Source organism: Arthrobacter sp. C2, from assembly GCA_024207135.1.
GTDB lineage: Bacteria > Actinomycetota > Actinomycetes > Actinomycetales > Micrococcaceae > Paeniglutamicibacter.
The window spans coordinates 3,971,868-3,992,614 of the sequence record CP042428.1 but is presented as its reverse complement, the minus strand read 5'-3'; the positions used below and the strand labels follow the sequence as shown (position 1 = coordinate 3,992,614).

At 64.2% G+C, this 20,747-nt stretch carries 18 protein-coding genes and 1 riboswitch; of the genes, 6 read left to right on the top strand and 12 right to left on the bottom strand.

Annotated elements, in window-relative coordinates; genetic code table 11:
* Positions 1-4 precede the first annotated feature (4 nt).
* Together FPY90_RS18315 and FPY90_RS18310 are read left to right on the top strand one after the other, a co-directional pair.
* Positions 5-328, top strand: a complete 324-nt coding sequence (locus FPY90_RS18315; RefSeq protein ID WP_498682629.1) for a 2Fe-2S iron-sulfur cluster-binding protein — start codon at positions 5-7, stop codon at positions 326-328.
* Between the two features lie 5 nt (positions 329-333).
* A complete protein-coding gene (locus tag FPY90_RS18310; protein WP_498682628.1) occupies positions 334-1,587 on the top strand; it encodes an NAD(P)/FAD-dependent oxidoreductase in 1,254 nt (417 codons plus the stop codon).
* 11 nt (positions 1,588-1,598) lie between these two features.
* On the opposite strand, the gene FPY90_RS18305 is transcribed toward FPY90_RS18310, so the two are convergent.
* The gene (locus FPY90_RS18305) at positions 1,599-2,516 is read right to left on the bottom strand and encodes a LysR substrate-binding domain-containing protein (protein ID WP_498682626.1); all 918 of its coding nucleotides are present in this window, start codon (positions 2,514-2,516) and stop codon (positions 1,599-1,601) included.
* 171 nt (positions 2,517-2,687) lie between these two features.
* Between FPY90_RS18305 and FPY90_RS18300 the strand changes: the two genes are divergently transcribed.
* The gene (locus tag FPY90_RS18300; protein WP_498682624.1) at positions 2,688-4,085 is read left to right on the top strand and encodes an MFS transporter; all 1,398 of its coding nucleotides are present in this window, start codon (positions 2,688-2,690) and stop codon (positions 4,083-4,085) included.
* 83 nt (positions 4,086-4,168) lie between these two features.
* On the opposite strand, the gene FPY90_RS18295 is transcribed toward FPY90_RS18300, so the two are convergent.
* The 8 genes from FPY90_RS18295 to FPY90_RS18260 form a co-directional block, all read right to left on the bottom strand.
* On the bottom strand, positions 4,169-5,239 hold the full coding sequence (locus tag FPY90_RS18295; protein WP_498685611.1) for an ABC transporter ATP-binding protein: 1,071 nt from the start codon (positions 5,237-5,239) through the stop codon (positions 4,169-4,171).
* Between the two features lie 38 nt (positions 5,240-5,277).
* On the bottom strand, positions 5,278-6,825 hold the full coding sequence (locus tag FPY90_RS18290; protein ID WP_498685610.1) for an ABC transporter permease: 1,548 nt from the start codon (positions 6,823-6,825) through the stop codon (positions 5,278-5,280).
* 50 nt (positions 6,826-6,875) lie between these two features.
* The gene (locus FPY90_RS18285) at positions 6,876-7,910 is read right to left on the bottom strand and encodes an iron ABC transporter substrate-binding protein (protein WP_498682623.1); all 1,035 of its coding nucleotides are present in this window, start codon (positions 7,908-7,910) and stop codon (positions 6,876-6,878) included.
* A 468-nt stretch (positions 7,911-8,378) separates the two neighbouring features.
* Positions 8,379-9,485: a fatty acid desaturase family protein gene (locus FPY90_RS18280; protein WP_071215930.1), complete on the bottom strand. Its 1,107-nt coding sequence runs from the start codon at positions 9,483-9,485 to the stop codon at positions 8,379-8,381.
* A gap of 355 nt (positions 9,486-9,840) precedes the next feature.
* Positions 9,841-10,113: an SHOCT domain-containing protein gene (locus tag FPY90_RS18275; RefSeq protein WP_071215931.1), complete on the bottom strand. Its 273-nt coding sequence runs from the start codon at positions 10,111-10,113 to the stop codon at positions 9,841-9,843.
* A gap of 157 nt (positions 10,114-10,270) precedes the next feature.
* Complete coding sequence (locus FPY90_RS18270; RefSeq protein ID WP_498682621.1) at positions 10,271-10,972, bottom strand: response regulator; 702 nt, start codon at positions 10,970-10,972, stop codon at positions 10,271-10,273.
* 37 nt (positions 10,973-11,009) lie between these two features.
* Positions 11,010-12,137 carry a sensor histidine kinase gene (locus FPY90_RS18265; RefSeq protein ID WP_498682619.1) on the bottom strand — a complete coding sequence of 376 codons (1,128 nt, stop codon included), beginning with the start codon at positions 12,135-12,137 and terminating at the stop codon, positions 11,010-11,012.
* Positions 12,138-12,222: 85 nt separating this feature from the next.
* Positions 12,223-13,245, bottom strand: a complete 1,023-nt coding sequence (locus tag FPY90_RS18260; RefSeq protein WP_498682618.1) for an Lrp/AsnC family transcriptional regulator — start codon at positions 13,243-13,245, stop codon at positions 12,223-12,225.
* A 146-nt stretch (positions 13,246-13,391) separates the two neighbouring features.
* Between FPY90_RS18260 and FPY90_RS18255 the strand changes: the two genes are divergently transcribed.
* The gene (locus tag FPY90_RS18255) at positions 13,392-14,927 is read left to right on the top strand and encodes an AbgT family transporter (protein ID WP_498682616.1); all 1,536 of its coding nucleotides are present in this window, start codon (positions 13,392-13,394) and stop codon (positions 14,925-14,927) included.
* A gap of 48 nt (positions 14,928-14,975) precedes the next feature.
* Positions 14,976-16,151 carry a M20 family metallopeptidase gene (locus tag FPY90_RS18250; protein WP_498682614.1) on the top strand — a complete coding sequence of 392 codons (1,176 nt, stop codon included), beginning with the start codon at positions 14,976-14,978 and terminating at the stop codon, positions 16,149-16,151.
* A gap of 232 nt (positions 16,152-16,383) precedes the next feature.
* Here FPY90_RS18250 and FPY90_RS18245 read toward each other — a convergent pair whose 3' ends face one another.
* The 3 genes from FPY90_RS18245 to glyA all read right to left on the bottom strand — a co-directional run bounded on the left by FPY90_RS18245 (position 16,384) and on the right by glyA (position 19,360).
* Complete coding sequence (locus FPY90_RS18245; RefSeq protein WP_498682612.1) at positions 16,384-16,989, bottom strand: hypothetical protein; 606 nt, start codon at positions 16,987-16,989, stop codon at positions 16,384-16,386.
* A 120-nt stretch (positions 16,990-17,109) separates the two neighbouring features.
* Positions 17,110-17,991, bottom strand: a complete 882-nt coding sequence (locus FPY90_RS18240; RefSeq protein WP_498682610.1) for a bifunctional methylenetetrahydrofolate dehydrogenase/methenyltetrahydrofolate cyclohydrolase — start codon at positions 17,989-17,991, stop codon at positions 17,110-17,112.
* Positions 17,992-18,073: 82 nt separating this feature from the next.
* Positions 18,074-19,360, bottom strand: coding sequence for a serine hydroxymethyltransferase (glyA, locus tag FPY90_RS18235; protein WP_498682608.1), 1,287 nt, complete (start codon positions 19,358-19,360; stop codon positions 18,074-18,076).
* A gap of 62 nt (positions 19,361-19,422) precedes the next feature.
* Positions 19,423-19,510: riboswitch (ZMP/ZTP riboswitch) on the bottom strand.
* Positions 19,511-19,603: 93 nt separating this feature from the next.
* Here glyA and FPY90_RS18230 point away from each other — a divergent pair.
* Complete coding sequence (locus FPY90_RS18230; protein ID WP_498682607.1) at positions 19,604-20,710, top strand: NAD(P)-binding domain-containing protein; 1,107 nt, start codon at positions 19,604-19,606, stop codon at positions 20,708-20,710.
* Positions 20,711-20,747: the final 37 nt, after the last annotated feature.

Sequence of the window (20,747 nt, the reverse complement as noted above, 5' to 3'; positions counted from 1 at the left end):
TTCCATGCCCACCATTACCTTTACCCAGTCCACCGGCGAGGCCGCCGAGATCACCGTCGAGGAAGGCACCTCGCTGATGCGTGCCGCCGTCACCAACGGCATCGAGGGAATCGTCGGCGAATGCGGCGGACAGGCCATGTGCGCCACCTGCCACATCTACGTCCGCCCCGAATTTGCCGGACAGCTCCCGGAGGTCAGTGACGACGAGGACGAGATGCTCGACTGCACCACCGCCGAGCGCACCCATGCCTCGCGCCTGGGCTGCCAGATCAAGATGTCCGGACCGCTGGCGAACATCGTTGTCGATGTTCCCTCGGACCAGGTGTAACCGCCATGGCAACGAACATGGTTGAACGCACCTTCATCATCGGTGCGGGGCAGGCCGGCGTCCAGGTCGCAGACTCCCTGCGAGCCGAGGGCTACGCCGGGGAAATCACCATCCTCAACGACGAGGCGGCATTCCCCTACCAGCGCCCGCCGCTGTCCAAGGACTACCTGGCTGCCGATTCAGCGGGCACAGCCCTGCCCCTGCGCGGCCCGGACTTCTTCGCTTCCAAGGACATCACGCTGCGGCCCGGCGCCGCGGTCGCCGTGGACACGGCAGCACGCCGCGTCACCCTGGCCGACGGTTCGACCCTGGGCTACACCCACCTGGTTTTTGCCACCGGAGCGGCCAACCGGCAGCTGCCCTGCCCGGGCGCTTCGCTCCCGGGTGTCCATGCGCTGCGCACGCTCGACGATGCCCAGAACCTGCAGGCGGCGCTGGCCAACGCCCAAAGGGTTGTGGTGATCGGGGCCGGGTTCATTGGCCTGGAATTCGCGGCTGCCGCACGGTCTCGCGAGCTGGAAGTCACGGTGCTGGAATTCGCCCCGCGTCCCATGGGACGTGCGCTCTCGGCAACGTCATCCGAGTGGTTCGCCACCCGGCATCGGGACGAGGGCATCGACCTGCGCCTGAACGAGGGCGTTGCTTCCATCGAACGGGCCGGGAACGGATTGGTCGTCGAATCCACCACCGGCGATCGGTACCCGGCGGACCTGGTGCTCTACGGGGTGGGCGTGGCGCCGCGCACCGAACTGGCTGAGGCAGCGGGCCTGGCCACCGACAACGGGATCCTGGTGGACTCGGGCCTGCGCACCGCGGCCGACGGGGTCCTGGCGGTCGGAGACTGCGCCTCCTTCCCCAACGCCCACACGGGATCGCGCACCCGGCTCGAATCCGTGCAGAACGCCACCGACCACGGGCGGCATGCCGCTCGCAGCATCATGGGCCACCACACGGACTACGCGGAAACCCCGTGGTTCTGGAGCACCCAGGGCAACCTCCGGCTGCAGATCGCCGGGATCTCCCACCCGGATGACCTTCCGGTGCTGCTCGGGGATCCGGCCAGCGGAAAGTTCTCCATCGCGCTGTTGCGCGACGGGGTGCTGGTGGCCGTGGAATCGGTGAACTCCGCGGCCGACCACATTGCGGCCCGCAAGCTGGTGGGCCGGGGAATCGCGCTGGACCCCGCGACGCTCACCGACCCGGGGTTCAGCCTAAAGGCGCTGGCCAAGACGTCCCTTGCCGTCTCGATACCGGCATAACGCACCGTGGCTCAGTCCCTGGCCCAGGCACCGTCCATGGCCGTGATGCAGTGTTCCAGCAGTGCCTCCGCCCGGGGTCCGAGCGTCGAAGCGCGCGGCCAGATCGCCACGACCGCGCTCGGGCTGTTGGGCGGCTCCAGCTTCCTGATGGCCACGGGCAATCCGTCCAGGGCGTGTGGCGGGTTGTTGGGCCGCGCATACAACAGCGCGTAGCCCAGGCCGCGGCCCACCATGGCGTTGACCAGCACCACCTGTGGCAGCGAATAGGCGACGTTGGGATGAAGTCCCGCCTCGGCAAAGAGCCTGCGGGTGTTCTCGGTGCTCGGGGTGGATTCGTAGTTGATCAACGGCTCGTTTTCCAACTCCGCCAGCGTGATCGATTCCTTGGCAGCCAGCGGGTGCCCGGGGTGCAGCACCACCTCGAGCCGTGTTTCGTAGATCTTCCGTTTGGCGAACCCGAGGGGCAGCAGAAGGTCATAGACCAGCGCCATATCCAGCTCCCCGTTTTCCAACGCCGGAAGCAGGTCGTCGTGGGTGCCGACCCGCACCGTCACATCGATGCCCGGATGCAGGGCGCGGAAGCCCTCGAGCGTCGAGGGCACCACGTGGCTGGCAAAGGACGCAAAGCACCCGATCGACACCGGACCGCGCAGGGAGCCATCGGATCGGGGAAAGGAATCCGACAATTCCTCGGTATCGGCCACGATGCGTGCGGCCCTGGCCGCGAAGTATTGGCCGGCCGGGGTCATCCTCACCCCGTGCGACTTGCGGCGGATACAGAGCTGTTCCCCGGCGATCTTCTCGACCGCGGTGATCGCCTGGGAGAGCGCCGACTCCGAGATGTGCAGTTCCGACGCCGCCGAGCCCAGGGTCGAGTGTCGCGGGAGTTCGGCCAGCAGTTCAAGCTGGCGCAGGGAGAATCGAGCCATTCTTCAGTCCAATCAATAATCTTGTACACCTATTTGAAGTTTACTCAATCATTGTGGCCTGCAACACTTGAAGGTGACTTTGGTTACCAAACCGGTATTACCACGGGGCAACACCGGCACACCGCAGACCAAATCGATCCATGACGAGCAGCCCGCTCAAAGAGGAGCACCATGAGCAATGCCCAGAGCCAGACACCGGCCCAGCGCGCCAATTCGCGCCGGGTGGCGTTTGCCACGATCATCGGGACCACCATCGAGTGGTACGACTTCTTCATCTACGCCACGGCGGCCGGCCTGATCTTCGCCGACCTCTTCTTCAAGCCGGCGGGTGCCCAGATCGGGCTGCTGCTCGCCTTTGCCTCCGTGGGCATCTCCTTCCTCTTCCGCCCGCTGGGCGCTTTCCTGGCCGGCCACTACGGCGACAAGATCGGCCGCCGTGCCATGCTGGTGATCACCCTGATCCTCATGGGCGCGGCAACGACCTTGATCGGCCTGCTGCCGACCTACGCCACCGCCGGGGTCCTGGCCCCGATCCTGCTCCTGCTGCTGCGCATCCTGCAGGGCATCTCCGCCGGCGGCGAATGGGGCGGCGCGGTACTCATGGCAGTCGAGCACGCCCCCAAGGACCGCCGCGGCCGTGCCGGTGCCTTCCCGCAGCTCGGGGTTCCGCTGGGCATGCTCCTAGCCTCGGGTGTCATGGCGCTGATGACCGGAGTCATCTCCCCCGGCGAGCAGTTCCTGGCCTGGGGCTGGCGTGTGCCCTTCCTGCTGAGCATCGTGCTGATCGCCGTTGGCTACATCGTGCGCCGCGCCGTGGACGAATCCCCGATCTTCGAGGAAATTGCCGCCAAGAAGCAACAGACCAAGGTCCCGGTCGTCGAACTCTTCCGCAAGCACTGGCTCCTGGTCATCCTGGCCGCCCTGGTCTTCGCCGGCAACAACGCCGCCGGCTACATGACCACCGGCGGGTTCCTGCAGGCCTACACCACCAACCCCAACGGGCCGATCGGCTTCGAGCGCACCGACGTGCTGGTTGCCGTCGCCTTCGCAGCGGCCATGTGGTTCCTCTTCACGCTGCTCTCGGGCTACCTTTCCGACACGATCGGGCGCAAGCGCACCTACCAGATCGGCTTCACCTGCCAGGCGCTGGTGGTCTTCCCGCTTTTCTGGATGGTCAACACCGCCTCGCTGCCCATGCTCTACCTGGCCTTCGCGCTCTTCGCCGTCGGACTGGGCCTGGGCTATGGCCCGCAGGCGGCCCTGTACTCCGAACTGTTCCCGGCCTCGGTCCGCTTCTCCGGCGTTTCGATCTCCTACGCCCTGGGTGCCATCATCGGCGGCGCGTTCGCCCCGATGATCGCCACCTGGCTGGTCCAGGCCACCGGCACCACCACCGCGGTGTCGATCTACCTCCTGGTGATGACCCTGATCTCGCTCACCGCGGTGTCACTGCTGCGCGACCGCAGCGGGATCGACCTCTCGATCACCAACCAGGCCGAGCAGGAAGTCGGGGCCACCGTCTTCGACAAGCGCAAGCCCGTCGCAGACACCGCGGACGTCACCGTCTAACGCTTCGAACACGCAACGGTAAATGGCCGTGGCCCGCCCCTGAAGGGGAACGGGCCACGGCCATTTCCGTGACTCCTTGATCCCTACTCGGCGGCGAAGGCAACGCCCTCGCCGATCACCCGCAGGTTCAATTCCATGCCGGGCCGCGCCATCGACGCGTTCCAATGGCGGATGGTGATGACCTCCCCGCCGCCGGCCAGCCCGGGAACCGGGGAGAGCCTGATCCGCACCGTCGTCTCCGGACCGAAAAACACCGTGTCCACCACGGTCCCCTTGATCGGTCCGTCCGCGGTGATCCGGATTTGCTCCGGGCGCAGCATCAGGCGCACCCGGCCTTGGACGGTCGCGTGCCGCACGGGAATGCCGCCCAGCGAGCAGGTGGCCAACGAGCCCTGCAGCAACGCATCGAGCATGACCGCATCCCCGAGGAACTCTGCGGTGTCGAGGTCCGCCGGGCGGGTGTAGACGGAGAACGGTGTGCCTGTCTGGGCCAGCCTTCCCCCGCGCATGACCGCCACCTGGTCGGCGAAGGACAGCGCCTCGCCCTGGTCGTGGGTGACCAGGATCGTGGTGATCTCCGCGGCATGCAGGACATCGGCCACGGCCTTGCGCGTGGCCACCCGCAACCCGGCATCCAGGGCCGAGAACGGCTCGTCCAGCAGCATCAGCTTGGGCTTGCGGGCCAGGGCGCGGGCCAATGCCACGCGCTGCTGCTGCCCACCGGAGATCTCGTGCGGGCGCCGCTCCCCCATGGATGCCTCCAGGGAGACCATATCCAGCAGCTCGGCCACGCGCCGGGCATTCGCCCGGCGACCGGCAAGGTTCCAGGATCGGTCCAGACCGAAGGCAATGTTCTGGGCCACGCTCAGGTGCGGGAAAAGCGCCCCGTCCTGGGCCACGTATCCGATCTCCCGCTTGTGCGCCGGCACCCATGCGTCCCCGGCCACCGTGCGGTTGTTCAACTCGATCGTTCCGGCATCCGGGTTCTCGAAGCCCGCGATCAGCCGCAGCAGGGTGGTCTTGCCGGATCCAGAAGGCCCGACAATTGCGGTGGTTCCGCCCTCGTTCAGGGCGAGGTCAACCCCCTTGAGGACTTCCTTGTTGCCAAAGCTCTTGACCAGGTTGCTGGTGCGCAGGAACTTGACGGCTGGCATGAGCCCGTAGAACTTGTGGGCCTGGGGAATCTGGGTGGTCACTGTCCGGCCGCTTTCTTTGACTGTTGGAACAGCAGGTAGGTCATGGGCAAGGAAATAAGGATCATCAACAAGGCATAGGGGGCGGCGCCTGCGTAGTCGATCTCGCTGCTCTTGGCCCAAAACGCGGTTGCCAGGGTGCGGGTGCCGTTGGGTGCCAGCAGCAAGGTCGCCGTCAATTCATTGACAATGGCCAAGAACACCAGTGCCGCTCCCCCGGCCGCCGCCGGGGCCGTCAGGCGAAGGGTCACCCGGAAGAAAGCCAATGCCGGAGACCTGCCCAGCGATCGGGCAGCCTCCTCGAGTTCGCGCGGTGCCTGGGAGAGCCCGGCGCGCAAGTTCACCAGCGCGCGCGGGAGGAACAGCAGCACGTAGGCGGCCAGCAACACGTACGCGCTTTGGTAAATCCCGGGGACAAGCCTGATGGCAACGGTGACAAAGGCCAGGCCCACCACGATCCCGGGCATCGAGCTGGTGATGTAGTTGGACAGCTCCAAAAGCTTGCTGAACCAGTTGGGATGGCGCACGGCCAGGAACGCCATGGGGAAAGCCACCACGCAGGTGACCAGCGCGCCGGTGAGCGCGTAGCCCATGGTCTGGGCCAATGCCGGGAAGAACTCGGTGGGGTCCCAGATTGGCGCTCCCCCGGCGACCAGCCAGCGGACCACCGAATACAGCGGCACGCCCAGGGAGAGCACGAACAGCGCGAGCAATGCCAGTTGGGCGGCGATCTCGTGGCGTCCCAGCCGCAAGCGTGTGGCCAGTCCCTGCGCCCCGAACCCGACGCGCGAATACCTTGCGTTGCCGCGGGTCTTGGCCTCGGCCAGCAGGAGCAACATGCACAGGAGGACCAACACGCTGGCAAGCATGTTGCCCGCGGCCCCGTTGAAGGTGGACTGGAACTGGATCATGATCGCCGTGGTGAAGGTGTCAAAACGGATCATGGCAAAGGCGCCGTATTCCGAAAGCAGGTGCAGGGCCACCAGCAGCGAGCCGCCGGCCATGGCAATGCGAAGCTGCGGGAGCACCACCCGGAAGAACACGGCCCAGGGTCCCAGGCCCAGCGAGGCCGCGGATTGCTCGATGGCTGGGTCCAGCCGTCCCAGGGTCGCCGCGACGGGGATGTACACCAGCGGGAAGTAGGACAGCGTGGCAATCACGGTGCCAGCGCCAAGGCCGGCCAGCGAAGGAATGGTCGATGCCCAGGCATAGCTGTTGACGAAAGCGGGAATCGCCAGCGGGGCGGCCAGCGCCAGCGCCCACCAGCGGTGGCCCTGCAGGTTGGTGCGTTCCACCAGCCAGGCACCGCCCACGCCCAGCACGAGGCACAGCGGCAGCGTGACGAGCACCAGCAAAATGGTGTTGAGCAGCAGCTCACCCACGCGCGGGCGGACGATGAGTTCGACTACGGTGTCCCAGCCGGTGGCCACCGTCATGTAGATGACGTAGCCCAGGGGAACCAGGGAGAACAAGGCAATCAATGTTGCCAAAATGACGAGCGTTGAAACGCCCAATGGCGGGCGGGGCTTGGTGCCCCCGCCCGCCATCTTCGGTTCCCGATATTTCGCGGGAACCAATTGAGTCTTGCTCATCCGGGTTACAGCAGTCCTGCCTTGGTCATGAGGTCGGTGACCTTGGCCGAGTCGAGCTTGGCCGGATCAACGGTCGGAGCCTGGAGCTCCTTCAGTGGTACCAGTTTCTCATTGGAAGCAACCTCGGAACCAACGGCGTATTCAAACGAGGTGCCGTCCTTGAGGATTTCCTGGCCCTTCTTGCCGGTGACGAACTTCAGGAATTCCTGGGCCTGCTCCGCGTGCTTCGAGGAGGCGAGGACGCCGCCGCCGGAAACCGAGACGAATGCTCCAGGATCCTGGTTCTTGAAGTAGTACGGAGTGACGTTCTTCGAGTTCTCGCCGGTCTTGGCCTGGTCGCCATAGTAGTAGTAGTGGTAGATCAGCGCGGCGTCGATTTCGCCGGCGTTGACTGCCTTCATGGCCGTGGAGTTACCCTTGTAGGCGGTGAAGTTTTCCTTCATGCCCGCAAGCCACTGCGTGGTGGCTTCTTCGCCCTTGAGTTCCAGCAGTGCTGCAACGATGGCCTGGAAGTCGGCGCCGGTCGGGGAAGCGGCCCACTTGCCCTTCCACTCCGGCTTAGCCAGGTCCAGCATGGACTTGGGCAGCTGGTCTGCGGTGATCTTCTTAGGGTCGAAGACGAACACGGTCGAGCGTGCTGCGATGCCTGTCCACTTGCTGGTGGACGGTCGGAACTCGGCAGGCACCTGGTCGCTGGTGGCCTTGTCGATGTCTGCGAAGAGACCGGCATTCTCAACCTGCGCCATTGCGGGAGAATTCTCGGTCAGGAAAACATCAGCCGGCGAGGCCGTGCCTTCCTGGATGATCTGGTTGGACATTTCGGTGTCTGAGCCGTTGCGTACGGTGACCTTGATGCCGGTCTCTTTGGTGAAGGCGTCAACCCATTCCTGGGTCAGGCTTTCGTGCTGTGCGTTATAGACCGTGATTCCTCCGGCATCCGATTCTCCTGTGGTCGGTGCGTTTGCGGAGCATGCGGTCAAGCTGAGGGCGGCGGTGGCAATGAGGGCCATGCCAGCCAGCACGTTTTTACGAATCGTCATGGATCGGCGCTTTCTTATGGAGTGAGAGTATCCGGCGGGTCAGACAGGTTCATAAGTGAGCCCGTCCACTTAGCTTAGGTATGACTAACCTAATTCACCAAACAAAGCAGGGGCCAATGTCCGCCATGCAGGGAAACCCAAACCCGGCTCGATGCAATGGGCCCGAAAAGCCAGTCAATGCGCTGAATTTAGCGAAGGTTTTCGTGCTTGAATTCAGCCTACTGAGCCGACCTTTTTGCGCGAACGCCGAGGTCGCACTCCGAGCACTTTGACCCACCGACAGGCGAAACCGTGAAGTGGGCCACACAAATTGTCACATTGTCACAATTTGCCGAAAACCATCGCCAGAGACTGCTGGCCAGCAGATTGCACAAAGCCCCCGGAACCGAATGAACGGCGCCGGGGGCAATGTGAAATATTCAAGTTCCGCAGTCAGCCGAGCGATCGGTCGACGACGTCCAGACCTGTCTACTTGTAGGCGCGGAACTCGCCGACCATCGGGCAGTCGAACGGGTCGCGGGCCGAGAGGCCGACCTTGTTCAGGTAGGTGATCACCTGTGCGTAGGACTGGCCTACGGACGTGACCGTGTACGGGACCTTGAGCTCGTGGCAGTATTCGCGCACGATCTCGGCGACGCCGGCGAGGTTGGCGCGGGGCATCGAGGGGAACAGGTGGTGCTCCACCTGATAGTTCAGGCCGCCGAATACGTGCGAGAGCACGCGATTGCCAAAGGTCGAGCGGGCCATGACGTTGCGACTGGTCAGCACTTGGCGGGAGAAGAAGTCGATGCGCGACTCCTTGGGGATCATCGGCATGCCCTTGTGATTCGGTGCGAACGAGGCGCCCATGTACACACCGAAGACCGCGAGCTGCACGCCCAGGAACGCCGAGCCAATGCCAACCGGCAGGAAGATGTAGATGGCCGCCACGTAGAGGGACAACCTGATGATGATGGAGATGATTTCACGTCGGCGGTCCTTGACCCGGTCGCCGGTGAACAAGTAGATCATCGAGCGCATGTGCAGGTTGAAGCCCTCGAGGGTCAGCAACGGGAAGAACAGGTAGCCCTGTCGCTCGGTGATCCACTTCAGGAAGCCCTTCTGTTTCTGGGCGTCCTCCGTCTGGAACGAAATGGTGTCCCATTCGATGTCCGGGTCCTTGCCAATGGTGTTGGGCATGGCATGGTGCTTGTTGTGCTTGTTCATCCACCACTGGTAGCTGATGCCCACCACGAAGTTGGCCAGGAAGCGGCCGATCTTGTCGTTGGCCGGACCCGATGTCAGGATCTGGCGGTGTGAGGCCTCATGGGCAAGAAATGCGAACTGGGTGAGGATGACGCCAATGACGGCAGCTATGAGCAGCTGATACCAGCTGTCCCCCAACAGCACAAAGCCGGTGACGGCTCCACCGAGAAGGGCCACCAGGACGCTGACAAGCCCAAGGTAGTGGCCCTTGCGGCGACCGAGCAGGCCGGCATCGCGAACGCGGATCTTCAGGTGGCGGTAGTTGTTGGCTCCTGCGGAACCACGCGATACACGTTGCTCCGGGGCCGAGGGGGACAAAGTGGAACTCATACTGCTCAAGGGTCACTCCCGATTAGCGAGTAGGGCGACGATTTCAGTCGTAAGAACTGAAAATCTCGGTTCCTATGTTCATGAGCTTACGTGCTATGCATGTGTAGCACCTGATCGTTGCAAGGTGATACCAAATATCCTGATTCATTTTCGGGCATGAACTTCCCGCAATCGCGCGGCAATAGGCGCGTTGGCCCGTACTTCCGGGACTTTTTGCAATCCTGTCCAAGTCGCGACATATAACTCTTTTGGCATGTGTTGCCTGCGTCACCCAAGCATTTTTTGCCCCGGCGCACACCGAACCACGGGCGCGTTCCACCCGTGGTTCGGCGCCGATCATCGGCGTTCGGAAGACTTATTTCCGATCTGCGCGCAACACTTCCAGGCGTTGACGGTACTCGGTCTCGTCAATTTCTCCGCGTGCGTAGCGCTCACGCAGCACACCTTCTGCGCTCGTGGGATCGCCCTGGACGCGATGGCGCCAGTACATGCGGCGGCTGAAGAAGATGAAGAAGCCGATGAGCAGGATCCAGAAGATCGGGATCAGGATGAACCAGCCCGGTCCGTATCCCGGTCCCCAAGCATGGGCCGGCATGGCTGCCAGTGCGGGAAGAATCGTGGTTGTCATTTTGGGTTGCTCCTCAAAGCATCGATAGCGGATTTCGAGGTCCTTTGCCTCATGTATCCACTTTCGTTCCCTGGGGTCCCTTGCCGCATCGGCCGGGTGGAGACACCTTGGACCGCCCGGCGTACTCCACCCGGTGCAGTTGCCGGTGCCACCAGGATTAGGGTCGGTCGCGTCGAGGCCCCTGCGCGGCCGGCAGCGCGCCTGGAGTGATCAGCCCGCTTTCGTACGCGATAACCACAAGCCCCGTCCGGTCGCGCACGCCCATTTTCCCGATGATCCTGGGGACATGGGTCTTGGCCGTGAGCGGGGTGATAAAAAGTTGTTCGGCGATTTCGGCGTTGCTCTTGCCTGTGCCAATGAGCAGCAACACCTCGCGCTCGCGTTCGGTCAGCACGTCCATGGCCGCAGGCCTCTTGGTGGTCGGCGGGGGCTGGGTGGCGGCAACCTGAGCCAGGAGCTTGCGTGTCACCGAGGGCGAGAGCAGCGAGTCCCCCGCCGCGACGATCCGCACGGCCTGGATCAATTCCTCCGGCTCGGTGTCCTTGACCAGGAATCCGGAGGCCCCGGCACGGATGGAATCGAGGATGTAGTCGTCGAGTTCGAAGGTGGTGAGCATGATGATCCGGGTGTGGGCCAAGTCGGGATCCGCGGTGATTGCTGCCGCGGCCGTGATGCCGTCTCCCTGGGGCATGCGGATGTCCATGAGCACGATGTCGGGTTTCAAGGCCCGGGCCTGGGCAACCGCCTGCATGCCGTTGGAAGCCTGGCCGAGCACCTGCATGTCGCCCTCGGCGCCCAGCAGCGCGGAGAAACCTGCCCGGATCAACGATTGGTCATCAACAATGAGAAGGCCGATCATGGGGCTCCTTGGTTTCGTGTCGTGGGGTGCCTGGTCTTCAGGCACGCGTCGTTCCTGGTGCCGGCAGCCAGGCGCTGATCCGGGTTCCGGGAGTCGGTGCTCCCGGGGCATTTGCCGCGTCGATCGTCAGCGTGCCACCGTGTGCACCCAGACGTTCGCGCATGCCGCCGATTCCGTTTCCCTCGTTGCCAATGCCAATGCCAACTCCGTCGTCGGTGACGGTGACCGCGGCGTGCGCGTCATCCAGGTGCACGGCGACCACCACGCGGCTCGCCTTGGCGTGCCGTACGACATTGGTCAGGGATTCCTGGACCACCCGGTAGAGGATGTTCTCCACCCGTTCATCGACCCACCCGGGCGGCGGCAACACCGGCGGGGTGAAGATGATCGACAAGTTGGCCCCGCGGACCCGCTGCACCAGCTCGTCGAGTTGTTCCAGCCGCTGGCTGGGAACCCGTGGCGCATCCTGGCGCAGGACGGCCAACACCTCACGCACCTCGGAGAGGGCTTCCTTGGAACCGGTCTTGATGTTTTCCAAGGCCTCGTACATACCTTGGGTGTCGCCGCCCTTCTTGGCCAAGTGAAGGGCAACGGAGGCTTGCACGTTGATCATCGACAGCGAATGCGCCACGACATCATGGATATCGCGCGCCAGCACTAGTCGGTCCTCGTCTCGCTGGTGCCTGGCCCGTTCCATGGCCGCGCGGCGGTATTCGTCCCGCCGGGTCTTGGCGCTGCGGCCCAGCTCGCCCACCAGCAGGACGACTATCAGCCACACGAGCACGAAAAAGACTCTGGTGCCTTCACCTTGCTGCATGGCCAGCAACAGGAATCCGAGTCCGGCAGCCGCCGCGCTCCCCCACGCCCACCAACGGGCGCCGGCCAGGACGGCCAAGACGAGCCCCACGGCAAAGGAAAGGGGGAAGGGTCCCCACGGAAAACCTGCCGCGACGTAGCCGACGGTCACCAACCCGATGCCGGCGACCATGGGGCCGGGAGCGCGTCGGCGCAACAGCAGCAGGGCCGGACCCGCCAACAGCAAGAGGACAGCAAACCAGGATAGCGATTCGTTGAACCTAAGCGCGGCAAAATGGCTGCCAACGATCTGGACGACCGCCACGGCCACCGGCAGGATGCCCAGTGGCGGACGGCGTCGATTGATCATGAGACGAGACTACTCGCAGTCGCTATCCGTGTTCATCCGGCCGAGGCCGTAGCCCCATGTACATCATGGGGAGTACGCCAGGGAATCAAACAAGTGGGGGTGGAGCGAACTCATTGAGTCTCTGACCGCTGCCACGGGACATCCAGAATCGCTTGGCTTCCGTCAGGAACAGGTCCACTGAAACGTCTCGAACCCCCGGCAGGGCACCGAAATCCTCATTGATGAGCTGGGCAAGATGTTCCCGGTCGCGGGCCATCCCCGTGCAGAACATGTTGTACTCCGAGGCAACCTGCGAGACAAAGCGAAGTGCTGGATGCTCCGTCAGGCGCCGGGCCACCTCACCAGCCGAGTCCAATGAGGTCTTGACGCTCAGGACGAACGGAGCCTCGAATCCCAGATATGCACCGTCAATCTCAACCCGGGGAGTGAACCATTGGTGGTCCATGAAGCGCCGGATCATGCGTTGTGCGGTCGAATTCGCAATGCCGAGCTCCCGGGCCAGCCGGGATGCCGACAGTCGGCCTTCGCGCTGCAGGAGCGACAGCGCTCGTTTCTCCACCGGGTCCATCCCAGACGGCGGGATTGCCTGGGCCGAGTCTTCGGCGCCGAGTTCCCCCGCGGCCACGGCCAGAACGCGGCAGGCCTCGCGCTGCGGGTCGGTGAGGAGCTGCGGATCCCACCGAGAACCCTTCGACCCGAACGTCAAGATGGGAAGCGTCATGATCGATGAGACGCCGTCCATGCCGTAGACGGCCTGCAGCACCTCTCCGGTCTCCTGTTCGCTGGCCGCATGGATGGTGGCGAACAACGGATAGAGGCCGTAAGTGGATGCCACGTGGATGGTCTGCGGAAGTGCGGCAAGGTCATCCAAGATCCGCGCCGGGGATGCGGAGTGCGTCTGGATGCGCAGGTGCACGGGGTACGTCGTGGAATAGGTGGTCCACGACAGCTCACCAACCACACGCAAGACATTGTCTGCCACGAGCCGCGAATACCTACGGGACACCGTGCTTGCGTCAACGCTGACAACCGAGGCGACCTCGTCCCAAGAAGCCCGTGGCAACAGGTGAAGCACACCAATTATTTGTCGATCCAAGTCATCAAGCATGATGCACCCATCCTACTTGGTCCGAATAAGTCGTGTGGACAAGAGCAGTTTTCGATCATTTCTTGCATTCAAGTGTTGTTCGTGCATAATTCTTGTAATCACGTGTCTCAAAACACACTTCCCATGCGCTGACGACAGGACTGGCTATGACCACGACCATTCAGACCGAACCACGGTCTGGCTTCATCCGTGCCTCCTTCAAGGCATTCGGAGTCATCGAGCGGGTCGGCAACAAACTGCCGCACCCCTTCTGGCTCTTCTGCATCCTGGCCGGAGTCATCATCGTCCTGAGCAGCATCCTCGATGCGGCCGGCCTCTCCGCAGTGAACCCGAGCACCGGCGAACCCGTCGTCGTCCGCAGTCTTCTGAGTGCCGAAGGCATGCAGACCATCCTCGGCGACGCCGTCAAGAACTTCGCAGGGTTTCCGCCGCTGGCGACCATCATGACAACCCTGCTGGGCATCGCCATCGCCGAGCGCAGCGGTCTGATCGATGCAGTGCTTCGCCAGACGGTCACCCGCATCCCCACGAAGTACGTGACGTTCAGCCTGTCAATGGCTGCCATGATCGGCCACGTGGCCGGAGATGCCGCCTACGTCACCCTCATTCCCTTGGGTGCATTGGTCTTTCGCGCCATCGGACGTAGCCCCGTTCTCGGTGCCATCGTTGCCTTCGTCTCGATCTCGGCCGGCTACGACGCGTCTCCATCGTTGACGACCACAGACGTCCTGCTGTCCTCGATCACCACCGCCGCGGCCGCCACCATCGACCCGACCGTCGTGGTTTCCCCGCTGGCCAACTACTTCTTCGGCGCATCTTCGTCGATACTCATCGCCCTGACCATCACCATCGTCGTTGAGAAGGTCCTGGCCAAGCGCTCCGACCTCGAATCCGACCCGACTGAAGCCGGGGACGTCGTCGATTTCAACGACCTGCTGGCCACGCCCGCCCAGCGTCGCGGACTTCGGTTCTCGGGCATCGCAGCCCTCACCTTCTTTGTCGTGTTGGTGGCGGCCATGATTCCACCTTCTTCCCCTTTGCGCGGCGAAGGCGGCTCACTGCTCACCTCCCCAGTCATTGGCGGAATGGCCTTCGTCATCGGCCTCTTCTTCGGCATCGTCGGCTACGTCTACGGCCGAACCGCGGGGACCTACTCCAAGGCCGCCGACGTCGTGGCCGCGATGACGCACGGCATGAAGGACATGGCCCCGATCCTGGTGCTGTTCTTCGCCATTTCCCAGTTCCTCGCGTACTTCAAGTGGACCGGGATCGGTGAGGTCATGGCCATCAGTGGATCAGCTTCCCTGGAACGGATCAATGCCCCCGGCTGGGCCATCCTCCTGGGCCTGGCCATCGTCATCTCCGTCATGAACTTCATCGTGACCAGCGGGTCGGCCATGTGGTCCCTGGCCGCACCGATCTTCGTTCCCATGCTGATGCTGTTGGACATCGAGCCGGCGACCACTCAAGCGATGTACCGCATCGCCGACTCGGTGACCAACTGCGTCACCCCGATGAGCCCCTACTTCGTCATGGCCCTTGGATTCATCCAGCAATACCGCAAGTCCGCCGGCATCGGCACGCTCGCATCCTTCACCATCCCGCTGGCCATGGTCATCTGGGTCGTCTGGGTCGCGTTCTTCATGCTCTGGTACGCCCTGGGAATCCCCTTCGGGATCTAACCGCGGCACATGCACCACCAAACATCCCCCACATACCAGGAGAAGAACATGAATCCGTTGCTCCGCGCAGCACAGTCCCACCACGACACCATGATCGGGCAGATCAAGGACCTGGTCGCCGTCGAAACCTACAGTTCCGATCTCCAGGGCCTCGCCGCTGGCCTGGACCACGTGCGGGAGCTGGCTACGGCCGTACTCGGAGAGCCGGCCGAATCCATCCTCACCCCGGGCGGGGACCATGGCGACATCCTGCAGCTGACCTACCCGGGAACCGGCGGCGGGAAGGTGCTCGTGATCGGGCACTACGACACTGTCTGGCCCACCGGCACCTTCGGCGACTGGGGAATCATCGAGGGCACCGATGCCCAGGGCCGGGCCACCCTCAGCGCGCCGGGCATCTTCGACATGAAGACCGGGCTGGTCCAGGGCTTCTGGGCCCTGAAACTCGTCCGCGACGCAGGCCTGCCCCACCCGGACGTGACCTTCCTGTTCAACGGCGACGAGGAAATCGGGTCCCTCGCTTCGCGGCCCGTCATCGAGGCCGCCGCGCTGGAGGCGGACGCCGTGTTGGTGCTGGAGCCGACGTCCGGCCAGGCGGTAAAGACCGGCCGCAAGGGCGTGGGCATCTTTGAGGTCAAGGCCACGGGAATCGAAGCCCACGCCGGACTGGACCCGAAGGCGGGTGCCAACGCCATCCATGGGCTGGCCGAATTCATCACCGCGGCAAGCCAGGTCGCCGATCTCGACAAAGGCACGAGCATCAGCACCGGTCTGGTCTCCGGAGGATCCGCAAGCAATGTTGCTGCCGGAACCGCCACGGCGGTAATCGACATCCGGGTCGAGAGCCAGGCGGAGATGGCCCGCGTCGATGCCGCCCTCGACGCGATCACCGTCAGCGACGAGCGGGTGTGCATCGAAATCGACCACTACTGGAACCGTCCACCGATGGACATGACAGAGCCGGGCCAACGGCTCTTCGACGTGGTCTCCGCCGCCGCCATAGAGCTCGGGCACGCATTGGAGAACACTTCCGTGGGCGGAGGCAGCGATGCCAACTTCGTGTCCGCTCTCGGTGTCCCGGTTCTGTGCGGCATGGGTGCGGTCGGAGACGGCGCGCATGCCCGGCACGAGTTCATCTACCCGGACGAGATTCCTTTGTTCACCGCCATCACAGCCAATTCCCTGGTGAAGCTGGCCAATGGCTGGATGGCGATAGCCGCTTAGGCAATTGGTTTCAAGGGGTCGGTGGCCGCCTGCGACTACCGACCCCACGAAACCCATCAAGTGGCCCATATAGTCGCATCGGGGGGGGTACCTGCACCGAGGAATCAACTACCGGATCCGAGCTGGTGTACTGGGAATGATTCTGCTTCCGGGTACGGCGAACAGGCGAATTAAATCGACCCCTGAAACATACAAAGGGCGTCAGAGGCAACGATTAAGGTCGGCGGTTACGCTAGAGAACCATTTCAATTCCCTGGCAGGAAAGGACCCAAGGCTCGGAATTGGTTTCCAGGGCGCAGACCTCGCTCTGGACATATCTCTCGGCCGGGAAGCTGCTGTCGGGCAGTTCCGCATACATGAACCGCGAGTGTGGAACCCATACCGCGGTGATGTCGCCATCGGCCATGCTGCGATCCAGGAGCACCCGTTTGCCGTCCGGGGCGGTGACCGGATCCATCGAGCCCATTCCAGCACCCATCATGATGAGAAGGCAGGCCCCCGCCCAGAACAGGAACAGCACGAGGCCCACGGCAAAGAGCAACAGCTGAACAATGACAAAGACTGCGGTGTTGCGGATTCGTGCGACCGGTGGCCCGACCAGCAGCAGCAACACCGCGCCCATTGCCAGTTCCCCGACCACGAATGCCAGGGCCGCGAATTCCCCGTCTTGCCAACCAAGGTAGAAGACCAACCTGTTGCCCGCGGCATCGTGGATTTCCCGGTCATACAACCACCCGAAGACCGCGTAGCAGGCCGCGGCGAACACCAGCAGCCCGATGACCCACTGCAGGCGCTCCGGCAGGCGGCGTCGCGTGGCAAGAGCGGTGTCGGCGGTCATGGAGCCATCCTACGCATGGGACCTTGGCATCCTTTCCGGACAGCAAGCGGCCCGTGTGTGGTTCCCTTCGATTGAAAGGGGAACCACACACGGGCCGTTGTCGTTCCGTGGCGGACCTGTTTATAGTCCGGCCGCGCGCTCCGCGGACTCGACCACGTTGGCCAGCAGCATGGCACGGGTCATCGGGCCCACGCCGCCCGGGTTCGGGGAGATCCAGGAGGCAACCTCGTAGGCCGCCGGATCCACGTCTCCGGTGACAACGGCCTTGCCGTTCTCGTCGTTGACGCGCGAGACGCCCACGTCCAGCACGATCGCGCCGGGCTTGAGGTCCTTGGCCTTGATCATGTGCGGCTGGCCAGCGGCGGCAACCACCACGTCGGCCTCGGCGAGGTGCTTGGCCAGGTCCTTGGTGCCGGTGTGCGCCAGGGTGACCGTCGCGTTGATGTCGCGGCGGGTCAGCAGCAGACCGATCGGGCGGCCAATGGTCACCCCGCGGCCCACGACCAGCACGTTCTTGCCGTTCAGGTCGATGCCGTGGCGCTCCAGGAGCACCACGCAGCCCTTGGGCGTGCAGGGCAGCGGCGAGGTCATCGGGCGGTTGACGTTTGCGACCAGGCGGCCAAGGTTCATCGGGTGCAGGCCGTCGGCGTCCTTGGCCGGGTCCATGGCCTCGAGGATAACGTCCTGGTCGATGTGCTTGGGCAGCGGCAGCTGGACGATGTAGCCGGTGCATTCCGGGTTCTCGTTCAGTTCGCGGACCTTGGCCAGCAGGTCTTCCTGGGTGGTGTCCTCGGGCAGGTCCACGCGGATCGACTTGATGCCGACCTCCGCACAGTCCTTGTGCTTGCCGCCGACGTACCAGGTGGATCCGGGGTCGGATCCGACCAGGATGGTGCCAAGGCCCGGGGTGACGCCGCGTGTGGCCAGGGCCGCGACGCGTTCGGTCAGTTCGGCCTTGATGGCCTTTGCAGTTGCCTTGCCGTCAAGGATCTGTGCAGTCATGGGTGGTGGTGCTCCGTTCAGGAAAGAGGTTGCGGGCGCGCGCTGTAGCGGCGGCCGTGCCGAGTTGGGGGCCAGTGGCCGATTACCAGTCTTCGAGGCCTTCGTAGAGCGGGAAGGCCTTGGCCAAGGTGTCAACGCGCGCGGCCAGGGCGGCCTTGTCGGCGTTCTGCCCGTCGCGCAGCGCGACACCGATGATGTCGGCAACCTCGGTGAAGGCCGCTGCGTCAAAGCCGCGGGTGGCCAGTGCCGGGGTGCCGATGCGCAGTCCCGAGGTGGTCATCGGCGGGCGCGGGTCGAAGGGCACCGAGTTGCGGTTCACGGTGATCCCGATTTCGTGCAGCAGGTCTTCGGCCTGCTTGCCGTCGAGCTCCGAGTTGCGCAAGTCCACCAGGACCAGGTGCACGTCGGTGCCGCCGGTGAGCACCGAGACGCCGGCCGCAGTGACATCCTCGGCGGTCAGGCGCTCGGCCAGGATCTTGGCACCCTCGAGGGTCAGGACCTGGCGCTCCTTGAATTCCTCGCCGGCGGCGATCTTGAAGGCAACCGCCTTGCCGGCGATCGCGTGCATCAGCGGACCGCCCTGGTGGCCGGGGAAGACGTTGGAATTGATCTTCTTGGCCAGGTCCGGATCGTTGGTCAGGATCAGGCCCGAGCGTGGACCGGCAAGGGTCTTGTGCACGGTGGAGGTGACTACGTCGGCGTACGGGACCGGGTTCGGGTGCAGGCCGGCAGCGACCAGTCCGGCGAAGTGGGCCATGTCGACCCAGAGCTTGGCGCCGACTTCGTCGGCGATGGCACGGAACTCGGCGAAGTCGAGCTGGCGCGGGTAGGCGGACCAGCCGGCGATGATGACCTGCGGCTTCTCGGCGATGGCCTGGGCGCGGAGCTTGACCATGTCCACGCGGAAGGTTTCCGGATCAACCTCGTAGGCGGCGACCTTGTAGAGTTTGCCGGAGAAGTTCAGCTTCATGCCGTGGGTCAGGTGTCCGCCGTGGGCCAGGGACAGGCCCAGGATCTTGTCGCCTGGTTCGATCATGGCCGAGAGGGCCGCGGCGTTGGCCGAGGCGCCGGAGTGCGGCTGGACGTTGGCGAACTTGGAGCCAAAGAGGGTCTTTACGCGTTCGATGGCCAGGTTCTCGGCCACGTCGACGTGCTCGCAGCCGCCGTAGTAGCGGCGGCCCGGGTAGCCCTCGGCGTACTTGTTGGTCAGGACCGAGCCCTGGGCCTCAAGGACTGCGCGCGGGGCGAAGTTCTCGGAGGCGATCATTTCCAGGGTGTCGCGTTGGCGGCCCAGCTCAAGCTTGAGGACCTCGGCGATTTCCGGATCGATCTCTGCGAGGGACTGGTTGGTCACGGGATTCTTGCTCATGGTGTTGAACTCCAGTGGGTGAGGGTTGGTCTTCGGGCAGGTACACATTGCGAAACATTCAACCCCCGGACCCAGGCGCGCGGTCCGTGGTTAGCTCATGTGCCGCTCCCCGGTGGTTCACCCCACCCAACGCCAGTCGCGACACCATTCAATATTAGTCGGAATAGGCCCGTGGTTGGGACTGTTACACACTAAGAACGTTGAATCTTCAATGAACACGTCCCTGAAGGAGGGCCACCAGGAATGCAGTCCACGAGCCACGAAATGCGCACGGTCGTCATCGGTGCCGGGCAGGCAGGGCTCTCGGCGGCCCACCATTTGCGGCGCAAGGGCCTTGTTCCCCACGAGGACTTCGTGGTGCTGGACGCCAACGACGGCCCGGGCGGAGCATGGCGCCACCGCTGGGATTCATTGACTTTCGACCGTGCCCACGGGCTGCACTCCCTTCCCGGCATGGACCTTGCCACCCCCGATCCCCGCGAGCCGGCCTCGGCGGTGGTTGCCCGCTACTACGGGGCCTACGAATCGGCCTTCGCACTGCCGGTGATCCGGCCCTTCAAGGTGCGCAACGTCACGGGTTCCCTCGAGGACGGATTCACGATCACTGCAACCGACGGACGCACCATCCGCGCGGCCACGGTCATCAACGCCACCGGAACCTGGGACAAGCCATATTGGCCGTATTACCCCGGGCAACGCGAATTCACCGGTCGCCAGCTGCACACCCACGACTTTGTGGCGCCGGAGCAGTTCCTGGGCCAACGAGTGCTGGTGGTGGGCGGCGGCACCAGCGCCGCCCAGTTCCTGCTGCAGCTTTCCACGCTGGGAATTGACACCCTATGGTCCACTCGGCGAGCGCCGCAGTGGAGGGAAGCGCCACAGAACAAGGAGTGGGGCATCGAGGTTGAGAACAACGTCAATGCGCGTACCCGTGCCGGATTGCCGCCGTTGTCCGTGGTCTCGGTGACGGGCCTCCCCTTGACCGATTTCTACCAGGAGGGAATCGATTCGGGGGTGCTGGTCTCACGCGGTGCGATCGACTCGCTCTCCGCCCGTTCGATCACCTTCGCCAACGGCAGCACCGAGGAGATCGACGTGATCCTGTGGGCCACCGGGTTCCGGGCTTCCCTTGACCACCTGGCGCCGCTGGGCCTGCGCGAGCCCGGTGGCGGGATCCTCATGGGTGAGGATTCGGTGTCTGTTCCCAAGGTCCCGGGCCTGATCCTGGTCGGGTACGGCGCCTCGGCGTCCACCATCGGGGCGACCCGTGCCGGGCGTGCCGCCGCCGTTGCCGCCGGCAGGCTCCAGGACGCCGCGGCCACCGACACCGCCACGGCCGATTCCCGGTAGTAGCGTCCGCATTCCACTTCACCGGATTCAGCCACGG